This window comes from Mongoliitalea sp. (genome assembly GCF_054166905.1).
On sequence record NZ_JBSZCK010000040.1, the window covers coordinates 418,362 to 441,238 of the forward strand.

The following is a 22,877-nucleotide window of genomic DNA, read 5'->3' on the forward strand; positions in this document are numbered from 1 at the left end:
TGGTCCCCTAATTTACAACAAAAATACTGCTAATACTACTGATATTGAGGCGATTCCGAAAATAGTTAAAAAAGGTCTCCAAGCAAATTTAACCCAGTCTTTATAGGAGATTCCTGCGGCTGTAAGGATAGCCATTAATCCACCATTACTAGGAGTAATCAAATCCATCATCCCTGCACCATATTGATATGCAAGCACAACTACCTGCCTTGACATTCCAATCAAATCTGCCAATGGACTCAAAAGTGGCATTGTTAACACAGCCTGACCGGAAGTACTCGGAACAGGGATATGGAGGATTGCCTGCGCTACTAACATTCCAAATGCCGATAAAGCAGTTGGTAGGTTTTCCAGTGGGTTAAAAAGACCCAAGATCAAGGTGTCGATGATTTGACCTTCCTGAAGAACAAGGTAGATGCTTCTTGCCAAACCTACGATTACACCTGCAAAAACTAATTCTGCAAAACCGGCAGAGTAGGCTTTGGCTGTTCCATTTACTCCCAATTTCCCGATAATGCCAGCACTCATGCCCAAAACAAAAAAGATGGCTGACATTTCATTATAATCCCATCCCCAATTTGTCAAACCGTAAATCATGACAGTGAAAGTAAGTGCCACAAGCAACAGAATGAGGCTATGATTCCATGATAACACCTGTTTATTTCCTACTTGAGTGGATTCTACGCTTTGTTTGTCTTTGCCATATTTAATGACATAAGCTATCCATACAGTCAACGCAATGAGAAAAAATACCATACGGTACATGCCATCGGAAAAGACATCTACATTAGCTACTTTTTGGGCGATAATTACTGAAAATGGATTGGTAGGGCCAAAAGAGCCACCTATGAGAGCACATCCTAGACTTATCGCTACACCTGCAATTCGAGTGTACCCAATTTTTCCCACCAAAATCATTAAAACAGGAACCATGGCAATGATTTCTTCCTGCAGACCATTCAAAGCGCCAGCCGTCGCAAAAAGCATTCCGACAATTATCAGGAGTGAGGATTTAGCATTTTTAAAGCGATGCACCAAAACTTCCAATCCTGATTGAAATGCACCTGTCTGGTCCACCACATAAAAAGCACCACCAATGATGAGTATCAGTACTACTACTTCAGCACCTTCAATGATTCCTTCAGGTATAGATAAAAATGTTTTTCCAATGCTGACAGGATTAGAACCTTGAGAGGTATAACTTCCCGGGACAACAATTTCCCTACCCGTAGCTTCATCCAATTCCCGATCAAAAGTTCCTGCAGGCACTACGTATGTTAGTGCTGAGGCAAGAAAAACAAAGCTCAGCATGATAATCAAAGGATGCGGAAAGGAAAGTTTTTTCATGGGTTGGGTTGCTCAGTTGTATTCGCATGCAAAGATTGCAATTTTTGGAATACAAGCGACATATGCTTAGGCGCAGCTTGATGATTACACACATTTTCTTCCACCATTCTACCCAAGCCATTGCATGTACGGCAATCACTTACCTCTTCTAAACTCCCTTCACATTGTGGACAAGTATGTTTTCCCTGACCACTACACTGACCGCATTCATGGTATTCTACGATGTTAAATATATTTCTTCGGGTTATCAATCCCTTCCCGAAGCATCGGTTACAGCCAACTGCCCCACGCCCCTTGCAGTAATTACAAGCTTGTGAGATTGTTTTTTCCCCTTCACATGTGGTACACAAAGCATATCGATAGCCTCTTCTGTCGCACAAATCACAGGCTTGAATGGCTTTTAATGGCTCTTTTAATCGCTCTTCTAAGTCTTTAGCTTTTTGGTAATTTTCTCCTCTGAATCCATTGATTTGAAGATATCTGGTAAGAAAGTTTTGACTGTTGTCGTATTGCTCTAATTGAAATAAAGTCTCCGCAAAGAAATAAGGCATTTCTGGAGGAATGGGTTGATTACTTTCGATGATCTGTCTAAAAAACGTATTGGCTTTTTGATAATCTCCTTTTTCCATTTCTGACAGTGCGCTATTCATCAATCTGGAGGTGTTGCCAAGATTGGGACGTACCTGCGCCTCTAAGTTTCCAAACAGGCAACTAAACAATAGCATGAGGGCAAAACTTATTTTGATATGTATATTTGGGTTCAATATTTTCATTGACTTCTGGTATTCTTTCAGATATTATGAACTTACAATCAAACATAGCATTAATTGGTTTTGGATACTGCATGTTTTCTGCAAAAAATCGTATCATTTGATGGTTGGTTCACAATTTTGAATGTAATTTTGATTTCATTTTGTTGGATAATTCGTAAGAGAAGGAATTTTGGAAGTTTTAAAAGCAGGTGATCAAGCTATGCAAAAATTAAGAATTGGAATCATCGGTGCAGGTGCAGCAGGTTATTTTTCTGCTATTCATGCTGCATCCATCCATACAGAGGTGACAATTCTAGAAAAGACTTCTAAGGTCTTATCAAAAGTCAAAATATCAGGAGGTGGAAGGTGCAATGTCACGCACCATGCTCCAGAGATTTCCAAATTGATCAAGTCTTATCCAAGAGGGGCTAATTTTTTGAAAAAAGTATTTCGTGATTTTGCTATGCCAGATACGGTTAATTGGTTTGAAAGTAGGGGAGTAGTACTCAAGACTGAGGAGGATGGTCGTATGTTTCCTGTTACTGACAGTTCTCAAAGTATCATTGATGTCTTAGTGCAAGAAGCAACCCAAAAGCAAATCCGTCTGAGGTTGAACGAGCATGTGCAAAGGATAGAAAAAGTGGGTGAAATCTTTGAAGTACATACGGTTAAAAATAAATTCGTTTTTGATCGTTTGGTTATTTGCGCAGGAGGGAGTCCTAAATCTTCAGGCTATGAGTTTATTCAAAAACTTGGACATACCATTTCAGATCCAATTCCTTCATTGTTTACATTTAATACTCCCCAATCACCCTTGAAATCCTTGATGGGGATCTCGATGCCGGATGCTTCTGTCAAACTGGAAGGGACCAAATTATTGTATCGAGGTCCTGTATTGATCACGCATTGGGGCATCAGCGGTCCCGCTGTCCTCAAGCTTTCTGCTTTTGGTGCAGAATGGCTAGCTGAAATGCAATACACCGCTAATGCTCATATTCGTTGGGGTTTTGATTGGACAGAAGGAGAACTGATTTTAAATCTTGGAGCTTTTAAAGCTAAGCATCCCAAGAAGAAAATCAGTACGAACCCTCTTTTTGGAATTCCTCAGAGGCTTTGGGCTTTTCTTGTGGCAGAATCAGGTATTTCTGAGGAGCAGGTTTGGGAAAATTTATCAAAAAAGTTGTTCAATAAACTCGTTCAAAATCTTTTTTGCTATATTGTACCCATCCAAGGAAAGACGACCTTTAAAGAGGAGTTTGTGACGGCTGGCGGTGTTGATCTTAACTTTGTAAATCCAGATACTATGGAGAGTAAATTGGTTAAAGGTTTGTTTTTTGCTGGTGAGGTATTGAATATCGATGGTATTACTGGTGGATTCAATTTTCAAGCTGCTTGGAGTACTGGATACCTTGCCGGAAAGAATAGTCAAAAATTACCATAATGGAAAATCCCCCTATTAACTTAGAGAAAATCGACATCATGACGGAAGGTGATGCCGAATTCAAAAATGAATTGGTTTTGGCACTCTATAATTCGCTGAATGAGCTCAAGGATCGCTACATCATAGGGGCTCGGGAGCAGAATATGATTACTATTCAAGAAATCAGGCATAAAGTAAAGCCTTCTTTATCTCTATTCGAAATGCATGAACTTACAAGAGTCGTGTATGAAGGAAAGGATATTTTGGAGGAAAATGGGTTTTCCCCCGCATTCCGTGACCATTTAATAGTTTTCAAGCAGCAGGTTGATCAAGCAATTGACTACATCAAACCACTCATAGAAGCTTAAATTTTTCGGGCTAGATCTACCAGTCGGTTAGAATACCCTGCTTCATTGTCATACCATCCAACGATTTTACATAGGTTTCCTTTGACTGATGTAAGACCTGCGTCGAAGATACAGGAGTGTGGGTCTCCTATGATATCTATAGAAACTATTGGGTCAGTGCAATACGATAGTATTCCCTTCAAGTAAGTTTCTGAAGCTATTTTAAATACCTCGTTGATTTCCCTGGCAGTGGTCGCTCTTTCCAAGCTCACAATCATATCTGTCAATGAACCATCCGGTACAGGAACACGCATGGCAGATGCTTCGATTTTTCCTTTCACGGCAGGATAAACCAATTCTGTCGCAATTGCGGCATTAGTAGTGGTAGGTATGATGGAGTAAGCTGCGGCTCGTGCTCGTCTCAAGTCCCGGTGAGGGGCATCATGCAGGTTTTGGTCATTTGTATAGGAGTGTACCGTGGATACAAAGCCGTGTGCTATGCCGAAATGCTCATCCAAGACCTTCACCATTGGCGCTAAGCAATTGGTTGTACAAGAGGCGTTGGAAATGATAGGTTCATCTCCTTTCAAAATGTAGTCATTAACACCAAGAACAATCGTTGGAATGTCTCCTTTGGCAGGGGCAGTGATAATTACTTTCTTTGCGCCTGCATAGAGGTGTTTGGCTGCATCCGTACTTTGAGTAAATCTCCCAGTGGATTCAAAAACAACATCTACGGCCTGTTCATGCCAAGGGATATTGGCAGGGTTAGCCTCAGCAAAGATTTTTATTTTTCTACCTTTGACATGAAGATAACCATCCTCTACCTGAATAAGATGTGGGTACTTTCCATGAATGGAATCATATTGAAGTAAATGTGCTAAAGTTTCTGGGTTAGTAAGGTCATTCACTGCTACCAGTTCCAAATCTTCACAATCCAACAACAATTTAAATGTCAATCTTCCGATTCTACCACAACCATTAATTGCAACTCGTTTCTTTTTCATTTGGGTCTACAGCTTACAGGCGGCGAAGTTAATAAAGTTGGGAATGAAAGCCTATAAATAATTTTTTGTCCTTATTTTCAGTAATTTGAAGGATTGTTTCCAAATATTTTTTGGCACCCTATTGGAATATAAAATTGACTTCCTATATTTGCATCACCATTTCAAAAAGGGGTATTTCTCAAATAAAATGGTCCGTTCGTCTAGGGGTTAGGACGTATCCCTTTCACGGATAAAACACGGGTTCGATTCCCGTACGGACTACTACAAAAGGCACTGTTTATCAGTGTCTTTTTTTGCCCCTTCAGAAAATAAACGGTCCGTTCGTCTAGGGGTTAGGACGTATCCCTTTCACGGATAAAACACGGGTTCGATTCCCGTACGGACTACTACAATACATTGTGACTTCCGTCATTTGAAAAAAGCAGAAGAAATAATGAATTTGTTTTATGGTTGTTAGTGGTTAAAGTGAGTGAAAACCCTGTCTTTTGGACAGGGTTTTTCATTTATACCCAAATTAGACCAGCCTCCGATAAGTCTTGGAATACTGGGCTTTGAACAAATATTTCTATTGGACCCAATCCTGCTGCTTCGAATTGTTGAGAGAACTCCTGAAATGTCATTTCTTCTCCATTGGTATGAGAAAGATGGTTGTTGAGCATATGAGCAACCCATTTGGATTCCTTAGTGCTGATCTTAATTTGTAGTGTTTGTGATTTTTGCTCTGCTTCTAAATAAAAACGCTCTATCTTTTTTCCTTTTTTGTTGAAACTTGTCTTTTTTAGGCTGACCCTTCCGCCAAGCCATATGCCTTTATGATTAGCCTTTAATGGTTGTGGAAGTGCGTGATGAATAGCGTTGTAGATAAAATTGCTTGGAACAGTGGTCCGTGGTACCCTGAAATCAAACCATTCCTGTAGTGGGTAATCCATGCAAATACCGTGCATGTAATTGAATAAAGCCTTTTTCAGACCTTGACTGAATTGTTCATGTTCGGCACCTAGAGGGTCTTCATGGCTTAGGTCATTATCTGCAAAGAGACCTTTTTCAGGGCCTGTCCGAATCACTTTGTATTTTTCAGGTTCCAGTCCAATTGGTGCATGCGATGTCATGGCAAACAAGTGCCAAAAACCAGATTGTAAGACCTCCTCTTGGAACAACTGACGCACCATTTCCAAGCTATCGATGGTTTCTTGAATGGTTTGCGTAGGAAACCCATACATCAAGTAAGCATGGACCATGATGCCTGAGGCAGTAAAGTTATTGGCTACTCGAGCAACTTGGGACACAGTTACTCCTTTTTTCATAAGTTCCAATAAGCGATCAGATGCTACTTCTAAACCTCCAGATACTGCAATGCAGCCGGAAGCTTTTAATAGCCTGCATAAGTCATAGGTAAATCTTTCCTCAAATCGAATATTTGTCCACCAAGAGACCTTGAGTTTTCTTCTGAGGATTTCCATAGCCAACTCACGCATTAAGGCAGGCGGTGCTGCTTCATCGACAAAGTGGAAGCCTGTTTCTCCTGTTTGGGCAATCAACTCTTCCATTCGATCACAAATAATGGAAGCGGAAATAGGTTCATAATTTTTGATATAATCCAGAGTAATGTCACAAAACGTACATTTCTTCCAATAGCAGCCATGGGCCATTGTTAGTTTATTCCACCGTCCATCTGACCACAATCGGTGCATGGGGTTGGCGATTTCTATGACACTGAGGTACTTTTTAAGGGGCAAATCTGAATAGTCAGGTGTTCCAGTATTACTAAAAGGGATATCTCGCTCTAATGCTTTGTTTTTGTAGACTACTTTTTGATCTATGCAAACATAGGTACGTTTCAATTGCTCGATGCTTCTCGTTCCACCCAAGTATTCCAACAGGTTTTGCAAAGGCCTTTCTCCATCATCCAAAGTGATAAAGTCCATGTATTTAAAGACCCTCGGTTCCTGTAAGCTTCTCAACTCGGTATTGGGATAACCACCTCCCATTGCCACTTGAATACTTGGGAAGGTTTCTTTAATGTATTTTCCAATTCTGAAGGCTCCATAAAGATTGCCTGGAAAGGGTACTGACATACACACAAGTCTGGGTTTTACTTTCACCAGTAACCCATGTAGTGTTTCCGTAAGTATCTGATCGATATAGGTAGGCGAACCCTGAAGTGCCGCCTCAATAGGTTCGAAATCAACAGCAGATCTTCCCAAACGCTCGGCATAGCGGCTAAATCCAAAAAATGGATCCACTAATTCTTGTATAAAATCTCCGATATCTTCTAAGTACAAAGTAGCGAGATGCCTAGCTTTATCCTGAACTCCCATGGTTCCGAATGCCCATTCCAAATCATCCAATTGCTCAAAACGTGCTGCTTGAGGTAAAAAATCTCCTTCGCAAATGGTATACGAAAGTGTGGGATTTTCAAATTGCAAAAATTTGATAACCGGATTTATACACAAAATATACTCCTCTCGTAAATAAAAAATACGCTGGGCATTGGCGGATGCTTTTTTGATAGCCTCCTCAGTGACCGCGGCAAACATCTCCTCCAGCCCTTTTCTTGAAAAAATTTTTAGAATCACTTCGATACCCAAGTCAGCCTGATAGGCTGAAACTTTTAGGGTGTTTAGAAATCCTTTAATATAGGCAGTAGCAGGATAAGGCGTATTTAGCTGGGTAAAAGGAGGTGTTAGAAGTAAAACGTTGGCGGACACAGGTTCAGTTATTTATACAGGTACAAAACTACAACATTCCCTTTTTACACAATAATAAAGCCTTCAAAACTATAGAATTGATTAGCGAATCAAAGTGACTACTCCTCGGATTTCTTCCTGTACTATGCTTCCCTCAAATGTGTACTGATACGAAAAAACATAGGAATAACTACCCAAGGGAGCTGGCTCCCCATCGATCAGTCCATTCCATCCTTCACTACCCATATAAACGAGCTGCCCCCAACGGTTGATGATTTTTATGTCAAAGTTGAGCGTACAGTTGGAAACTGCCTTGAACTCACCTTCTTCCAATTTAAAACCTGTGGGCATACGAACTTGTGGTCTAGCTTCAATCATATCCGCTTTTCCTACACTTATACATCCCGATTGATTACGAACGGACACAGTGTAAGTACCTCTTGGAATATCTGAAAGAATCACTTCTCCTGAATTATCAAAGTCCCAAGTGAAAATGAAAGGTCTAAATTCTCCAGTTGGCTCTGCTAGCAATTGTCCATTGGATTCACCGGGGCAAGCAGGCCTTAAAACACGTACATCAACCTCTAGTGGAATCGGCGAAGTTACTTCAAAAAAAACAGGGATTGTACATCCATTGGCATCGCTTACTTCCAGGGAATAACTTCGTCCCTCCAAGCCTGTCAAAAGCAAATCTTTCCCTTGAAATTGTGAACCCGGAAAGTCAATAGAATAAGGCATTGTTCCTCCTTGAATACTGATGCTTGCCCTTCCGTCATCTTTCCCGAAACAAGAGGTAGGCTCAGTACTTAGACTTATGATTTCTAACAAGTCTGGCTCAATAATTTCTACATCTAATAACTCAACATCACACCCTTTACTATCTAGGATTTTTATTTGATAGGAGCCTGCAATAAGCCCATCTGCTTTTGGTTGATTAAGTGAAGGATCATGGGACCATTGATAGGTGTATGGAGCAGTACCTCCGGTGGAGGATACTACTATAGAACCATCCGTTCCACCAAAACAACTGACCATGTTGATGGATTGGATTTGGGCCTCCAGTAAAGGATTGATAGACACATTCAATTTTGGCGATTCACCTTCACATAATTCATCGATTGTACTGACTTCAGTGTACCAAATCTTTCCCATGGTTCCAGCTGCTGTCCATAGTACTTCAACAGAATTCCCATCATTTCCCCCAACAAACTCACCACCTGTAATGAACCATGTAAATATCCTATTAGGAGTGGGATTTTGAATAGTATAAGTATTTGTTCGATTTAAATCAAAGCATATTTGGGCATCGCCTTGTGGTATGGATGATTCAATGACCTGGTTAATTACAACAATCAATTCCACTTCATCGCCTGGGCAACCTTGTAGATTGTATGGCAAGGCAACTATTCTTGCCGCTGGATTGGCCTCTCCCCATTGGATGGTTACGGTTCCTGCACTTTCATCCACATCTGTAATTGTACCACCTTCTACCATAAACTCGGTTTTTAAAAGGTCAGCTGTTCCATTAAAGCGATAGATAAGTTCTTCCACCTCAGGACATACACTTTGTGGTCCTTCCAAGGTTCCAGTGGTAGATTCCACCCGTACTTCAAAGGTAATCGTCTGCTGCTCGTCACAACTATCTGGACTTAAAGCCGCAATTACGCTAATTTCAAAAACCCCTTCTTCTGAATAGGTATGGTTAATTGCTTTCCCCTCTTTCTGATTACTTCCATCTCCAAAGTCCCATAAAAAGTAGGTGAACAATTCGTTTTCAGGGAAGATTTCCCATAAGGCTTCATTATTTAAACAAGCGACTCGATTACCTTCAACCTCAAAATCATACAAGGGTTCAACTTCAAAGTTTAAGTTTTCTAAACGTGCGCCGGCAGAGTATCCATATGATTCAATAAACCCAAATCCATAAACGTAGGCGATGAAACCATCAGGATTTTCAAGTCTATGGACTCCTTCAGAAATTTGTAAGCGTATGTAGGAAAACTCGGTTCCTGGTACTTGTTGAAATAGATTGGTAACGACCGGTCCTCCATCATAGCGTGTAGCTCCAATACTTGTGGTAGGTACAATAACCGTAATGAAATGTTGATCTATGGAAGGAAGCTGAAGAGCATTAAAAGTAAGGCTTGTCAGTCGCTGATTATTTGGACTGTAGGTAATCATGAATGGGTCACCCTTATCAAAGTTAAATTGGGCAGGATCATTGCATTCTTGACTTTTGGCAAAAACCGTTACTGCGCTCGGTTTAGAAGTTACGATAGATGCAACTTCTGTGGCTGAAAATTCAAGCGTGCGGTATTGACCTGCATTTAAGGTTGATACGATCGTTCCATTGATACTTACATCTGTCCCATCTTCGGAAGCAAGTACTTTGACCAACTCACCGGATGTTCTTCCGCCTAATGGAATATGAATGTAGTCAGTACCCCAAGTACTTGTAGGATAAATTTGCTGAAAAAGGTGATCATTGGCAGCTCCGCATTGTCCAACAGAAGTCCATTTATTACCTCCAAAAACTGCTATATTTTTACAATCATTGGCAGTATCTCCCACGACCCGAACCCTTGAACCTGTTAAATCACCCAATGCTTTTAGTTGATATGTTTGGCCTCTGTTGAGTGTAATAGTGAATGGGACATTTGGTGCATTTCCATTCAAAGTGAATACAGACGGGGTAATTTCAATACGAGTATTGTTTTCAGTAGCTAAAACCAGTAAAATACTTTCATCATTGACGTTTGGATTATAGTTTAAGGGTAAATCCATGAATTCGTAATGAGAAGTAACGAGGTAATCTTTACCCAAAGCTGTGAGTGGCAATATAACGGTACCATCTGCGGATCGAATCCGTTCATTAAATGCATGAACAGATATATTACCCGATGAGGTAATATAAACCCATTTGCTTTCAACTATTCCTGATGTTCGGTGGATGATATCAAAATCTTCAATTCTGTAGATGAATTGTTGTCCCGCATTTAAAGAAAAAGTGATAGAATTGGCTTGGTATTGGATAACTCCTGTGGTATTTTCTTCTGCTGTGATGATGATAATCCCCACATCGGGAGCGGAATTGAAAGGATTGGTTCCCTGCACTCGGTTGTTTTCCATAAAACCAAACCAAAATTCCCTTCCCACTGTCGAAAGTTGGGCTACAGAAATACTTGGGTTACTCAATCCAAACAAAAGCACACATACAAACGCCGCAAAATACTTTCTCCAATCCATCGCAAACTATATAATTTTGAAATATACAAAAGACATTCAATTGATTGCATACTTTTTTCATGATTCGTACGACAAGTATTTGAGTGGAAATAGCTGTCGGAATTTTTGTTCAAGAGAATATTTTTATCTTTGTCCTATTCAAATAAACATGATATGTTGCTAGAATTCGAAAAACCCATCGCTGATCTGGAGCTTAAACTTCAAGAAATGAAGGATTTAGCAAAAGGAAAAAACATTGATTTAAGCAATGAAATACAGTCGTTGGAGGAAAAAATACATGCGTTGAAAAAAGAAACTTTCCAAAATTTAACCAGATGGCAGAGAGTACAACTATCTCGCCATGCTGATAGGCCCTATGCATTGGATTATATTTATGAAATCACCAATGATTTTATAGAGTTGCATGGGGACCGTACGGTGAAAGATGATAAAGCTATGATTGGAGGGTTAGGCGATATTGATGGTCGGACAGTCATGTTTATCGGTCAGCAAAAAGGCAGAAATACTAAGCAGCGACAAGAGCGTAATTTTGGTATGGCCAACCCTGAAGGTTACAGAAAAGCGCTTCGTTTGATGAAAATGGCCGAAAAATTTGGTAAGCCTATCGTAACCCTTATTGATACTCCAGGTGCATTTCCTGGGTTGGAAGCAGAGGAAAGAGGCCAAGGTGAAGCCATTGCCCGAAATTTGAAAGAGATGTTTATGCTGAAAGTACCTGTCATTTGCATCATCATAGGGGAAGGTGCTTCTGGTGGAGCTTTGGGTATTGCGATTGGAGATAAGGTGTTTATGTTAGAGAATACATGGTATTCCGTGATTTCGCCAGAGTCTTGTTCTTCCATTTTGTGGAGGTCTTGGGACTATAAAGAACAAGCAGCAGAAGCGTTAAAATTGACCGCAACTGATATGCAGAAAAATGGGCTTATTGATGGAATTATTGAAGAACCATTAGGAGGAGCACATAAGGATATGAAAAAAATGGCAGGCACTATCAAGCAAACCATTGTAGAGGCATTAAAAGAATTAGATAAAATCAAGCCTGAAAAGCGAATTGATCAGAGAATTGATAAATTCTGCTCCATGGGGGTTTTTGAAGAATAGACGACAACCCAAACCCTGTTAAGTTTTTATTGACAGGGTTTTTATTTTCCATACCTCAATGAAATTACATGTAATCAATACCGGATTTTTTAAACTGGACGGAGGTGCTATGTTCGGTGTAGTGCCTAAAGTGCTTTGGTCCAAATCCAATCCTTCAGATGAAAACAATCTTTGTACTTGGGCTATGCGTTGCTTATTGGTTGAAGATGGCAAACGTTTGATTTTGATCGATAATGGAATAGGAACAAAACAAGATGCTAAGTTTTTTTCTCATTATTACCTGCATGGGAATGATTCTTTAGAAAAATCATTGAAGCAAGCAGGTTTTCAACCTTCCGATATCACAGATAATTTTCTTACCCATCTCCATTTTGATCATTGTGGGGGAGGAGTACACTACAAAAATGGTAATCCTGAGCAAGTTGAAATGGTATTTCCAAATGCTCGATATTGGTCCAATGAGGATCATTGGCAATGGGCTACTGTGCCCAATGGTCGAGAAAAAGCGTCTTTCTTGAAAGAGAATATTACCCCAATTCAAGAAAGTGGACAATTGCAATTTGTTGATTTACAAAAGCCTCGATTAACTGAAAATTTCTCTTTTTTTACAGCTGATGGACATACCGATAAGCAAATGCTTCCTATGATATCATACAAAGGAAAAACTATTGTGTTTGCTGCTGATCTACTTCCATCAGTGGGTCATATTCCTTTACCTTATGTCATGGGATATGACACCCGTCCACTGATTACCTTAGAAGAAAAAAAGAAGTTTTTGGAAGAAGCAGCTGATAATGAATATATTATTTTCTTTGAACATGATTCAATAAACGAGTGCTGCACAGTCAAGCGGACAGAAAAAGGAGTGCGTTTGGATCAAACCTTTAGCTTGCATGAAATCTAACAAGAAAATAGGAATCGTTCTTTCGGGTGGGGGAATTCGTGGAATTGCACATTTGGGGGTATTGAAAGCACTCAATTATTATAATATATTTCCAAACAGGTTCAGCGGTAGCTCAGCAGGAGCCATTGCAGGTTCCTTGTATTGCTCGGGCTATTCCCCAGATGAGATTTTAGAAATCATCATCAAGACTAATTATTTCAAATTTATCAGGCCTGCTATTTCACTCACCGGTTTGCTTAAAATGGAAACTGCTCAGGAACTGTATCAGAAATATTTACCGGAAAATTCCTTTGAGGCATTAAAGATTCCCTTAACTGTAGCAGCGACTGATATCAAGCGTTCCAAGGTGGCATATTTTTCTGAAGGGGAATTGATTCCGCCTGTGATGGCATCCTCGTGTATCCCTGGTATGTTTGATCCTATTCAAATCAATAATCATTACTACGTGGATGGGGGGGTCTTGAATAATTTACCAGTAGAACCTTTAGATGGTATCTGCGATGTCATCATTGGAGTGAATAGCAATCACCTCCCTGATGAGCATAATATCAAGAACATTAAAAATTTGATTGAACGAACGGTAATCATGTCAATGAATTACAATGTATACAGCCGGAAAAATAAATGTGATTATTTTATTGAACCCAAGGGACTAGCTCGGTATGGTGTATTTGATTACAAGAAAGCTCCTGAGATTTTTCAGGCGGGATACGACGCAACCATTAACTTTATTGAACAAAACGAAAGCATATTAGCATTGGCTCAAACGAAATAAGCTATGATGAAATTATTATCCAGATTTGTATTTTGGATTAGTGGCTGGAAACTTAAAGTTGGGTGGCCTGAGGGGCTAAAGAAAGCGGTTTTAATTGCTATTCCACATACTAGTAATTGGGATCTCTTGTATGCAAGAGCAGCCTTTTACCTGATGGATATACCTGTAAGGTTTACCATCAAAAAAGAGGTGATGATAGGTCCTTTGGGTTGGATGATCAAAGGCCTCGGAGGAATTGCCATTGACCGCAAGCGAATCCCGGGAGGCAGAAAACAAACCTACACCGAAGCAATGACCAATATGCTCAAAGATGCTGATGAGTTGGTCATCATGGTTACACCTGAGGGGACGAGAAGTTACGCGCCCCGATGGAAAACGGGTTTTTACCATGTAGCTCTCGGCGCAGATGTGCCTGTGGTCATTGGGTTTTTAGATTACAAAAATAAAGTAGCTGGGATAGGTCCTGTGATTTACCCCAATGGGGACATGAATGCACAGATCGAGGAGATGATGGCATTTGGCCGAACGATTCAAGGAAAGTATCCTGAAAAAGGGATTAAATGATCCTTATTCTACGGTTAGGGTAATTTCATCGAAATAGATCTTTCCGGTAGTTCTTGGCCCCATCACTAAGAAAACGCTGATCCGATTGGAATCATTTGGGAAATTTGGCAGAGTCAATTCAAATGGTGTCCAATCAAAGGTTCCTGAAATAAAATTAGTGCGTTGACTGGAAACAGATCTTCCAAAAGTACCGCTTGAGCCTTCTGCAGGCCAAGCTCTTATGGTTACCCAAACATTGGAATTGATTCCATTCAGTTCAATATTTTCTCCTTTCATCATCGCCCGAAGTCTGAGCCTTCTATTAGCAAAAGGCATTGGGCCTGTATAATGTTGAACCCAAGCTACAGAACCTGTTGCTTCTTGGGTGGTACCTTCAAGAAATAGTGAACGGTTTCCCTTAAAAAAGATTTCATCTGATACTCCAACGTTAAAGGGAGCTGCCATGACTGAATTCCATGGGCTTACCGTATCCAATGAATTGGATAAATCAGTATTTCTGAGCAGTTGACTGCCGGATGGTACCAACTCTTCACGCTCCATACAGCCCCAAAATAAACAAGCAAGACAAAATAGCAATAGCCTTTTCATTTCCTTATCGATTTGAGATTTAAAACGCTCATAGTGAAGTTCTTGTTGGGTATTTTGTAAAATTTTCTTAGAATTTCGGTATAATTTGTTTATTTGAGAATCAATTGAAAGCGATTTCCGCTCTAAATCTTCTAAAAAAAACCAAAAAACCTCTAGAACCTATGCAAGACAGTATTTTGACTGCTGTATTCTTACCCTTGGCCTTGGCATTTATCATGCTTGGAATGGGACTTTCACTGACTACCAAGGATTTCAAAAATATTTTGGTCTATCCCAAAGCCATTGGTTTAGGTTTACTCAATCAGTTAATCCTATTGCCTTTAATAGCTTTTGCACTAATTCAGGTTTTTGGTTTGACTGGAGCATTTGCAGTAGGGTTTATGATTTTAGCGGCTTGTCCTGGAGGTGCGACGTCTAACTTAATCACACATTTATCCAGAGGAGATGTGGCTTTATCTATCAGTTTGACAGCTGTAACTTCCTTTATTACCATCCTAACGATTCCTTTGATAGTTAATTTTTCTATCAGCTATTTTGGAGAGGAGGGAAGTGTTACGCTTCCTGTATTCCAGACCATTATTCAAATAATGGGGGTGACAGTAGTGCCGGTGATCATTGGGATGTTACTGAAAAGAAGATTTCCCATGCTATCTGTTAAGGCAGATAAACCTGTAAGAATTGCATCTGCTGTAATTTTTTCATTGGTATTACTTGCGGCCATTTTAAAAGAAAGAGCCTCTATTGTTGAATTCTTTATCTTGGCGGGACCTGTCTCTCTTAGTCTGAATATAGCTACTTTGGTTTTGGGTTTTTTCCTTGGTACGCTTTTCTTCTTACCCAAGAGGCAACGAATGACCATTGCCATAGAGTCCGGTATTCAGAATGGCACACTAGGGATCATGATAGCCGCAACCTTATTGAAAAACTCTGAAATGACCATTCCGATAGCTATATATAGCTTGATCATGTTTGTCAGTTCTGCGATTATTATTTTGTTGGCCAATAAAAAAACCGCTACTTAAGCGGTTTTGGTCTCAATATATATCTTTAATTAGAATAGGTTTTCCTCTAAAATCAGCTGATTCTCCCTTTTGTCTTCCCCAAAGTGCTTGAACTAATGGAGAGTCTTGGGAAACTAATTGATAATCTTTCCCATCCACTATGAGCTTTCCATAAGGAATTGATACCCATATATTGCCCACCATAACTTCAAAAATACTTCCTTCTTGAATAGTATCGGTTGGTTTTACAGATACAGCGTTTAACTGTGCCAACATTATTTTGGATGTTGCCAATCTTTTTTGCAGAATGTCACGGTTTTGATTGAGCATTTCCTGATGGGTTTCATACTTATCGCCCGCAGAACTTTTCTCTTCTACCTCGGAAGATTCCTGCAAGTCGCTAAGCTGTTGTTGGATGTCGGTGATTTGAACTTTAAGAGCTTCCTGACCAGCCGCCAACAACTTTATTTTGATTGGATGTTCTATTACTGTCATGACTGCAAAATTCATATTTTTTTATGGATATTTATATGGGTAAGCAAAGATAAATTAAACACTTACCGAATAATTTTGGGATTGAAAATTAGCAATTATCCTACTTGAGGATTACTTTTAAGTTTTGGTATGAAAAAGTTAGTCATAATATGTTTTTTAATGTTGTTGAGCGGAACCTCCTTTGCTCAGCGCGAAACATTAGTCAATTCAGAAGTCTGGTATGGACTTATGACTTCCGGACAATTAGCAAAAAACTGGTCTCTTTGGCTAGATTCACATTACGTACCAGAACTTTTCTTAATTGTGAGAGGTGGGATGACTTATCATACCAATAATCAGCAATGGGCACTGACAGCAGGCTATGCTGGATTGGGTTTAACTACCCCTTTTTCTGAGGGAGGTCTAATCCGTGAGGAAAGAAGACCTTGGGGACAAGTGGTATTTAGGCCTCCAAGTAAATCTAACCTTTCTGCATCATTTCGCTACAGACATGATATGCGCTACCGCCAACAATTTTCGAGTACTGAGTTGTTGGATAGTTTTCAGTTGAATCACCGGGCTAGATTCAATATGAGTTTACGCTACAATTGGAAGGATTTATTGAGTCCTCATTTCAATTTTGCAACCACATTATTCAACGAATCCTTATTCACAGTGGGTCCTGCCCCTGCAGATAATCCTTTTGAGCACAGGGTTTTTATGCTGTTTTCTTTCCAGAAAAAATCTGTGGTTGTCTCTCCGGGCTATCATATACGAATAGCAACACCTAACCCTGAGACCTTACGAATCAATCATGGATTATTCTTGTGGGTGAATATCAATTATCGAGTAAAAGAGTTTAGAAGAAGTAGGGTTAAAATTTACCCTGAGGATAGGATATAAATTTATTTTATTTCCGCAATCGTTTGATTTTGACTTACTTTTTTGATTCGCCCACGAATTCCGTAACTTTCTGCCCTTAAAATTAGTCTTTTATCAAATTGAGCAATCAGATATTAACGATATGAAATCAAGCACTAAGGATACAGAAGGTATCTTAACCAGAGAAGAAACAAGAACGGGTTTAGGTCCTGAAACCTTAAAAAGGGCCATTTTGAACCATCTTTTTTATAACCAAGGAAAGTTTCCTGAGATTGCTACACGAAATGATTACTATATGGCCATGTCGTATGCTGTCAGGGACCGCTTACAGCAACGTTGGGTAGCATCGGTAAAAAAATATTTAAATGCTGATCAAAAAATTGTCTCCTATTTATCCGCAGAATATCTCCTAGGTCCTCATTTGGCCAATAATCTGATCAATTTGGGGATTTATGAAAATATGGAAAAAGCTTCCAGTTCTCTTGGAATGAATTTGGACTGGCTAATTGCAAAAGAAGTAGAGCCTGGTCTTGGGAATGGGGGATTAGGACGTTTGGCAGCTTGCTATATGGATTCTTTAGCAACCTTGGAAATTCCTGCGATTGGCTACGGAATCCGTTATCAGTTTGGAATTTTCGAGCAAGATATTAAAGACGGTTGGCAGATTGAGGATACAGACAACTGGCTGAGAAGAGGAAATCCATGGGAAATCGCCAAGCGGGAATTGGGATATGATGTGAAATTGGGTGGCTATGTTCAGCATTACACCGATATCAATGGTAAATTTAAAGCTAATTGGATACCTGGATTGATTGTCAAAGGGATTGCCTATGACACCCCGATTTTGGGCTATCGCGTCAATACCTGCAATACCCTGCGTTTGTGGAAGTCAGAAGCACCCAAGTCATTTGATTTTCAGACTTTTAATCAAGGGTTGTATTCAGGAGCTGTTAGTGATAAAACCGTATGTGAGAATATCTCCAAAGTCCTTTATCCAAATGACGAACAGCGAGAGGGTAAGATTCTTCGATTACAGCAGCAGTATTTCTTTGTCAGCTGCTCTTTGCAGGATATGATTGCCATTCACTTGAGTCAGGGTGGAAAAATTGAAAGGTTTTACGATAAGTTTGTCGTTCAGTTGAATGATACTCACCCTGCTATTGGTGTAGCTGAATTGATGCGCTTGTTGGTGGATGTATATGAAGTAGAGTGGGACTTAGCTTGGGATATTACCAAAAAGAGTTTCGCATATACGAATCATACCCTTCTTCCAGAGGCTTTGGAAACTTGGGATCAAGACTTATTCCAATCTGTCCTCCCTCGTCATTTAGAAATTATTCAGGAGATCAATCGAAGGTTTTTGGATGAAGTTACCATCAGAACTTATGGAGACCAAGAATTGATCAGTAGCTTATCAATTATTTCAGATGGCCCTTGGAAAAAAATCCGTATGGCTAATTTGGCTTGTGCAGGTTCCTTTGCAATCAATGGGGTGGCTGCGCTCCACTCAGAGTTGTTGAAAAAAACGGTCCTGAAAGATTGGTATAAGTTATGGCCTGAGAAATTTTCCAACAAAACCAATGGAGTTACACCAAGGAGATGGATGGTATTGAGTAATCCAAAACTATCTTCTTTGATCAGTTCAAAAATTGGAGAAGGTTGGATCAAAAATCTGGATGAATTGAATGGCTTGGAAAAATATGCAGATGATCCCAACTTTCAGCAAGAGTGGATGGAGGTAAAGTTTGAGATGAAAAAAGATTTGGCAAAGCGAATTCTACAGCGCACCAAAATCAAAGTAGATCCAACGTCAATTTTTGATGTACATGTGAAGAGAATTCATGAGTACAAGCGTCAGCACTTGAATATTTTACATGTCATAGCTTTGTACAACCGAATCAAGCAAAATCCAGATGCAGAGGTGGTTCCGAGAACATTTATTTTTGCGGGTAAAGCTGCCCCGGGCTATCATCTGGCTAAATTGATGATCAAACTGATTACTTCTGTTGCTGATGTAGTGAATCAGGATCCTATTGTCAAAGACCGTATCAAGGTGGTGTTTTATCCTAATTACAATGTTACCAATGCTCAGCGGATTTATCCGGCTGCAGATGTTTCAGAGCAGATTTCTACTGCTGGTAAAGAAGCATCTGGTACAGGAAATATGAAACTCTCCATGAATGGAGCACTTACTATCGGAACTTTGGATGGTGCTAATGTTGAAATCCGGGATTGCGTAGGAGCCGAGAACTTCTTCTTGTTTGGTTTGACAGAAGAAGAGGTGCAGCAGAAGAAGAGGGAAGGTTACAATCCATTTGAATACTACATGGCTAATCCTGAACTAAAATTAGCGATCGATCAAATTAAGAGTGGTTATTTCTCTCATTTGAATGGTTCTGTTTTCAGCGATTTGATCAATTCTTTATTGTATCATGATCAATATTTGGTATTGGCTGATTTTGAGTCGTATGTAGCAGAGCAAGAACGGGTGGCAGAGGCTTATAAAAACAAACAGCTTTGGGCAAAAATGTCTATTCTGAATTCTGCACGGATGGGCAAGTTTTCATCCGATAGAAGTATAAAGGATTATTGTGATGATATCTGGAAAGTAGGTCCTTCCCCTGTGGAATTGGTCGATTTCCATGAGGATTCTTATAAAAAGTAAACTGAATTCACTTAAACTAATTGGAATAGTTGTGGGGAGATTTGAATATCTCCTCACAATTTTTCCAGTTTTTTGCCAAAGGATTTACTTTTTCAACTCTGATAAAAACTTCTCTTGGAAATTATTGCCAATAGGTATAAGCCTACCCATCACTTGCACTTGTTGCTTTTCTACTTTCTCTATCAATGAGGAATTGACAACAAATGAGCGGTGACATTTGATAAAATGATCTGGTAACATTCCTTCTGCCTCTTTAAAAGTCATTCGGCTGAGAAACGAACCTTGAGTCAGTTCAAAATGCACATAGTTACCTTTGGCCTCACAGAATACCAAGTCATCAAATTTGACCCGAATCTCTTCATTGCCTGATTTGATAAAGATATGCTCAGATGAGGATTTCACTGGGTTTTTTAACTGATAAGTTTCCAAAGCTTTATCACATGCCTTTATGAATCTACTGAGATTAAATGGTTTTAACAGATAATCCAAAGCATCTAATTCAAAGCCAATAACGGCATGCTCGGAGTAGGCTGTGGTAAAGATTACCAAGATATCCTTGGGAAGTAAAGATTTTAGCTCCAACCCATTGAGGTCAGGCATTTTGATATCCAAAAATAAAACATCTACCGGATTGGATTTCAAATACTCCAAACCTTCTAAGGGATTGGTGAAGGTGTGGAGTAACTCAAGATAAGAAACTTTACTTGCGTGTGACTTGATAACTTCCAGAGCTAGGGATTCATCATCAATTGCAATTGCTTTCAGCATAGCTGCATATTTAAATTAAGTCGTCCGAAGTTGAATACTTAAATGTACAAAGTATTCTGATTCATTTTCTCGGATTACAAGATCATGTCTATTTGGATAGAGTAATTTTAAGCGTTGTTTGACATTGGTTAGGCCTATTCCTGAGTTTGGCTTTTCAGGATCTGATTCATCGCTTCTGTGAATGCTGTTATTCACATCCAAATGAACAGAACCGGCTAAGCATCGAAGACTGATTTTTACCCATGATTTGTTCTGCATGCTTATCCCATGTTTGAAGGCATTTTCCACAAAAGGAATCAACAACATGGGAGCTATCATTCCCTCACAAGTGTTTTCTGATTTGTTAAACGTGACCTCCACATGGTTTTGATCTTTTAATCGAAGCATCTGTAAGTCCACATAATTGATGAGGTATTCTTTTTCCCGCTCAATTTGAATACTATCCTGATTGTTTTCATGAAGCATGAAGCGCATCATATCGCCCAATTTTTGAATTCCTTCGGCAGTTCTTTCACTTTGTTCCATTAATGCTGTACCATATAGTGTATTTAGTGCATTGAAAAGAAAGTGAGGGTTGATTTGTGACTTGAGGAAATCAAGATTTGCATTTCCTTGATCTACTTGTAGGGATAAGGTATTGATTTGCCTTACATAGCCATCAAATTTGTTGAAAAAGAAATTAGATAGGGGAAGCAGAATTACGAGGATAAAAAAGAGCGCAACAATCCCAGCCATGATAACTGAAAGCTCCTCATGCCGACCTACTGTGATGGTGAAAAATATAGTCAGTACCACCACTAAGCCGATTAGAAAATAGTACATACGCCAAGCTAGTTCTGTATTACCATTTTTGCGATTACTGTAGATGAAAAAATAGTTATACAATACCACAGCCACAATTCCAGGAAGGAAAATTATGAAGGCAACTTGTAAGAGATTACCGATAAACTGGAAGCTTTGAATTAAAAACAGAACAATAAAAATGTAAAGCGTCAATAAGCGGATGCTGTTGTAAATAGCAAAATCTCGGATTTTTGGTGGTAACAGACCCTGATTATACACAAATACGAAAATCATGTAGCCAATATAGATGGACAAGCTACCGAAATATTGGGGATTAAATGGTGCATTGTACCAATCTGTCATGAAACCCAATACACTCGATACAATCCAGCCTAAAAGCAATAATAAAAAGCTTTGAAAATAAAACTTTCCAGATTTTTGGGTTTGAAGATAAGAGGGCAGCCAACGGATATGGAACAGGTAAAAAGAGAGGTAAAGTGTTAATGGTAAAAAAATATTGGAAAAGTATCTTGCTAAACGGACATCATTGTGCTTGATTTGAAAAACACTAGTTTCCAAAATATTGCCAAGAATAATTACCGTAAAGAGCACAGTGACCGTCCACCATTCTATTTGTTTAAAGGGAAGTTTTTTATTTTTCATAGTTGCATGATTGATGCAACAAGGTTAAGAGATTTCATTTTTTTCTACAAAATCCTGTGACCAATCCTTGAGTTTTAGGGATGTAAAGCTGCTTTTATAAAAATGAAGTATCTGAAGAAGCTTCTTGCGTCATTTGCTCCGCTACCTCTTTTCCTAAATATTGATCAATTAAATGATGTCCTAAATACAACAATGGGGTCAATAAAATTGCAACTCCAAACTTGTAGATATAATTGATGATACCTACAGAGACAACTTGGGCCCAGGACCAATTGCCAAAAATGTAGAAAGCAATCCCCAATACCACAAAAGAGTCAATAAATTGAGACACTAAAGTAGAGCCTGTTGCCCTCAACCATATCATTTTGGCTCCAGTGATTTTTCTTAGTTTTTGGAAGACATAGACGTCCACCAATTGCCCTAAAAGGAATGCAATAAGGGAGCCAATGATAATACCTAGCCCTTGCCTAAAGATCACATTGAATGCATAGTTGATATCAAAAGCATTCCCATTCGGGTCAGGGGTGTTGACATCTAACCAAAAAGCAGCCGGAGGTAAAACAGTCACCATGGATATCACAATAAACATGTAGGCTATAAAAAAGGCAGTGATGAAGCTAATTTTCCTTACTCCTTTTTTACCATAATACTCATTGATGATGTCTGTGGTGATAAACACGATCGGCCAAATCACAGCGCCTGCTGTCAAATTAAAGTCTAATATGTATTCACCGAAAAAAGTCCAACCAGCAGGTTCCAGCCCTATGGTTTTTTCTCCTGAGAATATTTTGACTCCAATAATTTCCGCTAAAATCGCATTGGTTAAAAAAATCCCTGCCAAAATGATGAACAAATTCGTCTTTTTGGACTGATAGGTTTTGCTGTCTACAAGGCTCATAGGTA

At 39.4% G+C, this 22,877-nt stretch carries 19 protein-coding genes and 2 tRNA genes; 11 read left to right on the forward strand and 10 right to left on the reverse strand.

The genetic code is table 11. From position 1 onward, the window contains the following. Positions 1–12 precede the first annotated feature (12 nt). Both ACXIUD_RS16010 and ACXIUD_RS16015 read right to left on the reverse strand, forming a co-directional pair. Positions 13–1,347, reverse strand: coding sequence for a YfcC family protein (locus tag ACXIUD_RS16010; protein WP_458053651.1), 1,335 nt, complete (start codon positions 1,345–1,347; stop codon positions 13–15). Beyond that, positions 1,344–2,120, reverse strand: a complete 777-nt coding sequence (locus ACXIUD_RS16015; RefSeq protein ID WP_458053652.1) for a molecular chaperone DnaJ — start codon at positions 2,118–2,120, stop codon at positions 1,344–1,346. Before ACXIUD_RS16015 ends, ACXIUD_RS16010 begins: the two co-directional genes overlap by 4 nt. Before the next feature lie 199 nt (positions 2,121–2,319). Between ACXIUD_RS16015 and ACXIUD_RS16020 the strand changes: the two genes are divergently transcribed. Both ACXIUD_RS16020 and ACXIUD_RS16025 read left to right on the forward strand, forming a co-directional pair. Then, positions 2,320–3,540, forward strand: coding sequence for an NAD(P)/FAD-dependent oxidoreductase (locus ACXIUD_RS16020; RefSeq protein ID WP_458053653.1), 1,221 nt, complete (start codon positions 2,320–2,322; stop codon positions 3,538–3,540). Next, positions 3,540–3,887, forward strand: a complete 348-nt coding sequence (locus ACXIUD_RS16025) for a hypothetical protein (RefSeq protein WP_458053654.1) — start codon at positions 3,540–3,542, stop codon at positions 3,885–3,887. The genes ACXIUD_RS16020 and ACXIUD_RS16025 overlap by 1 nt, the downstream gene beginning before the upstream one ends. On the opposite strand, the gene gap is transcribed toward ACXIUD_RS16025, so the two are convergent. Continuing rightward, positions 3,884–4,873: a type I glyceraldehyde-3-phosphate dehydrogenase gene (gene gap / locus ACXIUD_RS16030; RefSeq protein ID WP_458053655.1), complete on the reverse strand. Its 990-nt coding sequence runs from the start codon at positions 4,871–4,873 to the stop codon at positions 3,884–3,886. The two genes, ACXIUD_RS16025 and gap, sit on opposite strands and share 4 nt — an antisense overlap. A 189-nt stretch (positions 4,874–5,062) precedes the next feature. On the opposite strand from gap, the gene ACXIUD_RS16035 reads away from it, so the two are divergent. Further along, positions 5,063–5,134 (forward strand) — tRNA-Glu (locus ACXIUD_RS16035). A 53-nt stretch (positions 5,135–5,187) separates the two neighbouring features. After that, positions 5,188–5,259: transfer RNA gene (locus ACXIUD_RS16040), tRNA-Glu, on the forward strand. 117 nt (positions 5,260–5,376) lie between these two features. On the opposite strand, the gene ACXIUD_RS16045 is transcribed toward ACXIUD_RS16040, so the two are convergent. Beyond that, entirely contained in the window at positions 5,377–7,581 is a 2,205-nt protein-coding gene (locus ACXIUD_RS16045; protein WP_458053656.1) for a B12-binding domain-containing radical SAM protein, read from the reverse strand. Positions 7,582–7,662: 81 nt separating this feature from the next. Continuing rightward, positions 7,663–10,806: a PKD domain-containing protein gene (locus tag ACXIUD_RS16050; RefSeq protein WP_458053657.1), complete on the reverse strand. Its 3,144-nt coding sequence runs from the start codon at positions 10,804–10,806 to the stop codon at positions 7,663–7,665. Between the two features lie 153 nt (positions 10,807–10,959). Between ACXIUD_RS16050 and ACXIUD_RS16055 the strand changes: the two genes are divergently transcribed. Genes ACXIUD_RS16055 through ACXIUD_RS16070 form a run of 4 tightly spaced genes read left to right on the forward strand, consistent with a single transcriptional unit; the run spans position 10,960 to position 14,150 of the window. Continuing rightward, on the forward strand, positions 10,960–11,907 hold the full coding sequence (locus ACXIUD_RS16055) for an acetyl-CoA carboxylase carboxyltransferase subunit alpha (protein WP_458053658.1): 948 nt from the start codon (positions 10,960–10,962) through the stop codon (positions 11,905–11,907). Positions 11,908–11,965: 58 nt separating this feature from the next. Beyond that, positions 11,966–12,811 carry an MBL fold metallo-hydrolase gene (locus ACXIUD_RS16060; protein ID WP_458053659.1) on the forward strand — a complete coding sequence of 282 codons (846 nt, stop codon included), beginning with the start codon at positions 11,966–11,968 and terminating at the stop codon, positions 12,809–12,811. Next, entirely contained in the window at positions 12,801–13,586 is a 786-nt protein-coding gene (locus tag ACXIUD_RS16065; RefSeq protein WP_458053660.1) for a patatin-like phospholipase family protein, read from the forward strand. Before ACXIUD_RS16060 ends, ACXIUD_RS16065 begins: the two co-directional genes overlap by 11 nt. A gap of 3 nt (positions 13,587–13,589) precedes the next feature. Beyond that, on the forward strand, positions 13,590–14,150 hold the full coding sequence (locus ACXIUD_RS16070) for a 1-acyl-sn-glycerol-3-phosphate acyltransferase (protein WP_458053661.1): 561 nt from the start codon (positions 13,590–13,592) through the stop codon (positions 14,148–14,150). 3 nt (positions 14,151–14,153) lie between these two features. Here ACXIUD_RS16070 and ACXIUD_RS16075 read toward each other — a convergent pair whose 3' ends face one another. Continuing rightward, positions 14,154–14,738 carry a hypothetical protein gene (locus ACXIUD_RS16075; RefSeq protein ID WP_458053662.1) on the reverse strand — a complete coding sequence of 195 codons (585 nt, stop codon included), beginning with the start codon at positions 14,736–14,738 and terminating at the stop codon, positions 14,154–14,156. A gap of 161 nt (positions 14,739–14,899) precedes the next feature. Here ACXIUD_RS16075 and ACXIUD_RS16080 point away from each other — a divergent pair, with 161 nt between their 5' ends. Beyond that, positions 14,900–15,760 carry a bile acid:sodium symporter family protein gene (locus ACXIUD_RS16080; protein ID WP_458053663.1) on the forward strand — a complete coding sequence of 287 codons (861 nt, stop codon included), beginning with the start codon at positions 14,900–14,902 and terminating at the stop codon, positions 15,758–15,760. A 12-nt stretch (positions 15,761–15,772) separates the two neighbouring features. On the opposite strand, the gene ACXIUD_RS16085 is transcribed toward ACXIUD_RS16080, so the two are convergent. After that, positions 15,773–16,234, reverse strand: a complete 462-nt coding sequence (locus ACXIUD_RS16085) for a hypothetical protein (protein WP_458053664.1) — start codon at positions 16,232–16,234, stop codon at positions 15,773–15,775. Between the two features lie 129 nt (positions 16,235–16,363). Here ACXIUD_RS16085 and ACXIUD_RS16090 point away from each other — a divergent pair, with 129 nt between their 5' ends. Together ACXIUD_RS16090 and ACXIUD_RS16095 are read left to right on the forward strand one after the other, a co-directional pair. Next, on the forward strand, positions 16,364–17,116 hold the full coding sequence (locus tag ACXIUD_RS16090) for a DUF2490 domain-containing protein (RefSeq protein ID WP_458053665.1): 753 nt from the start codon (positions 16,364–16,366) through the stop codon (positions 17,114–17,116). A gap of 121 nt (positions 17,117–17,237) precedes the next feature. Further along, positions 17,238–19,760: a glycogen/starch/alpha-glucan phosphorylase gene (locus tag ACXIUD_RS16095; RefSeq protein ID WP_458053666.1), complete on the forward strand. Its 2,523-nt coding sequence runs from the start codon at positions 17,238–17,240 to the stop codon at positions 19,758–19,760. An 84-nt stretch (positions 19,761–19,844) separates the two neighbouring features. Here ACXIUD_RS16095 and ACXIUD_RS16100 read toward each other — a convergent pair whose 3' ends face one another. The 3 genes from ACXIUD_RS16100 to ACXIUD_RS16110 form a co-directional block, all read right to left on the reverse strand. Then, complete coding sequence (locus ACXIUD_RS16100) at positions 19,845–20,528, reverse strand: LytR/AlgR family response regulator transcription factor (RefSeq protein WP_458053667.1); 684 nt, start codon at positions 20,526–20,528, stop codon at positions 19,845–19,847. A gap of 15 nt (positions 20,529–20,543) precedes the next feature. Beyond that, on the reverse strand, positions 20,544–21,974 hold the full coding sequence (locus tag ACXIUD_RS16105) for a sensor histidine kinase (protein ID WP_458053668.1): 1,431 nt from the start codon (positions 21,972–21,974) through the stop codon (positions 20,544–20,546). Positions 21,975–22,068: 94 nt separating this feature from the next. Further along, positions 22,069–22,872 carry a queuosine precursor transporter gene (locus ACXIUD_RS16110; RefSeq protein WP_458053669.1) on the reverse strand — a complete coding sequence of 268 codons (804 nt, stop codon included), beginning with the start codon at positions 22,870–22,872 and terminating at the stop codon, positions 22,069–22,071. Positions 22,873–22,877: the final 5 nt, after the last annotated feature.

What these genes read in the sequence shown, in the direction of transcription:
- ACXIUD_RS16090 (WP_458053665.1), top strand. Translation starts at nt 16,364, where the DNA reads ATGAAAAAGTTAGTCATAATATGTTTTTTAATGTTGTTGAGCGGAACC.
- ACXIUD_RS16070 (WP_458053661.1), top strand. Translation starts at nt 13,590, where the DNA reads ATGATGAAATTATTATCCAGATTTGTATTTTGGATTAGTGGCTGGAAA.
- ACXIUD_RS16105 (WP_458053668.1), bottom strand. Translation starts at nt 21,974, where the DNA reads ATGAAAAATAAAAAACTTCCCTTTAAACAAATAGAATGGTGGACGGTC.
- ACXIUD_RS16100 (WP_458053667.1), bottom strand. Translation starts at nt 20,528, where the DNA reads ATGCTGAAAGCAATTGCAATTGATGATGAATCCCTAGCTCTGGAAGTT.
- ACXIUD_RS16065 (WP_458053660.1), top strand. Translation starts at nt 12,801, where the DNA reads ATGAAATCTAACAAGAAAATAGGAATCGTTCTTTCGGGTGGGGGAATT.
- ACXIUD_RS16080 (WP_458053663.1), top strand. Translation starts at nt 14,900, where the DNA reads ATGCAAGACAGTATTTTGACTGCTGTATTCTTACCCTTGGCCTTGGCA.
- ACXIUD_RS16020 (WP_458053653.1), top strand. Translation starts at nt 2,320, where the DNA reads ATGCAAAAATTAAGAATTGGAATCATCGGTGCAGGTGCAGCAGGTTAT.
- ACXIUD_RS16025 (WP_458053654.1), top strand. Translation starts at nt 3,540, where the DNA reads ATGGAAAATCCCCCTATTAACTTAGAGAAAATCGACATCATGACGGAA.
- ACXIUD_RS16085 (WP_458053664.1), bottom strand. Translation starts at nt 16,234, where the DNA reads ATGACAGTAATAGAACATCCAATCAAAATAAAGTTGTTGGCGGCTGGT.
- ACXIUD_RS16075 (WP_458053662.1), bottom strand. Translation starts at nt 14,738, where the DNA reads ATGAAAAGGCTATTGCTATTTTGTCTTGCTTGTTTATTTTGGGGCTGT.
- ACXIUD_RS16015 (WP_458053652.1), bottom strand. Translation starts at nt 2,120, where the DNA reads ATGAAAATATTGAACCCAAATATACATATCAAAATAAGTTTTGCCCTC.
- ACXIUD_RS16110 (WP_458053669.1), bottom strand. Translation starts at nt 22,872, where the DNA reads ATGAGCCTTGTAGACAGCAAAACCTATCAGTCCAAAAAGACGAATTTG.
- ACXIUD_RS16050 (WP_458053657.1), bottom strand. Translation starts at nt 10,806, where the DNA reads ATGGATTGGAGAAAGTATTTTGCGGCGTTTGTATGTGTGCTTTTGTTT.
- gap (WP_458053655.1), bottom strand. Translation starts at nt 4,873, where the DNA reads ATGAAAAAGAAACGAGTTGCAATTAATGGTTGTGGTAGAATCGGAAGA.
- ACXIUD_RS16060 (WP_458053659.1), top strand. Translation starts at nt 11,966, where the DNA reads ATGAAATTACATGTAATCAATACCGGATTTTTTAAACTGGACGGAGGT.
- ACXIUD_RS16055 (WP_458053658.1), top strand. Translation starts at nt 10,960, where the DNA reads ATGTTGCTAGAATTCGAAAAACCCATCGCTGATCTGGAGCTTAAACTT.
- ACXIUD_RS16010 (WP_458053651.1), bottom strand. Translation starts at nt 1,347, where the DNA reads ATGAAAAAACTTTCCTTTCCGCATCCTTTGATTATCATGCTGAGCTTT.
- ACXIUD_RS16095 (WP_458053666.1), top strand. Translation starts at nt 17,238, where the DNA reads ATGAAATCAAGCACTAAGGATACAGAAGGTATCTTAACCAGAGAAGAA.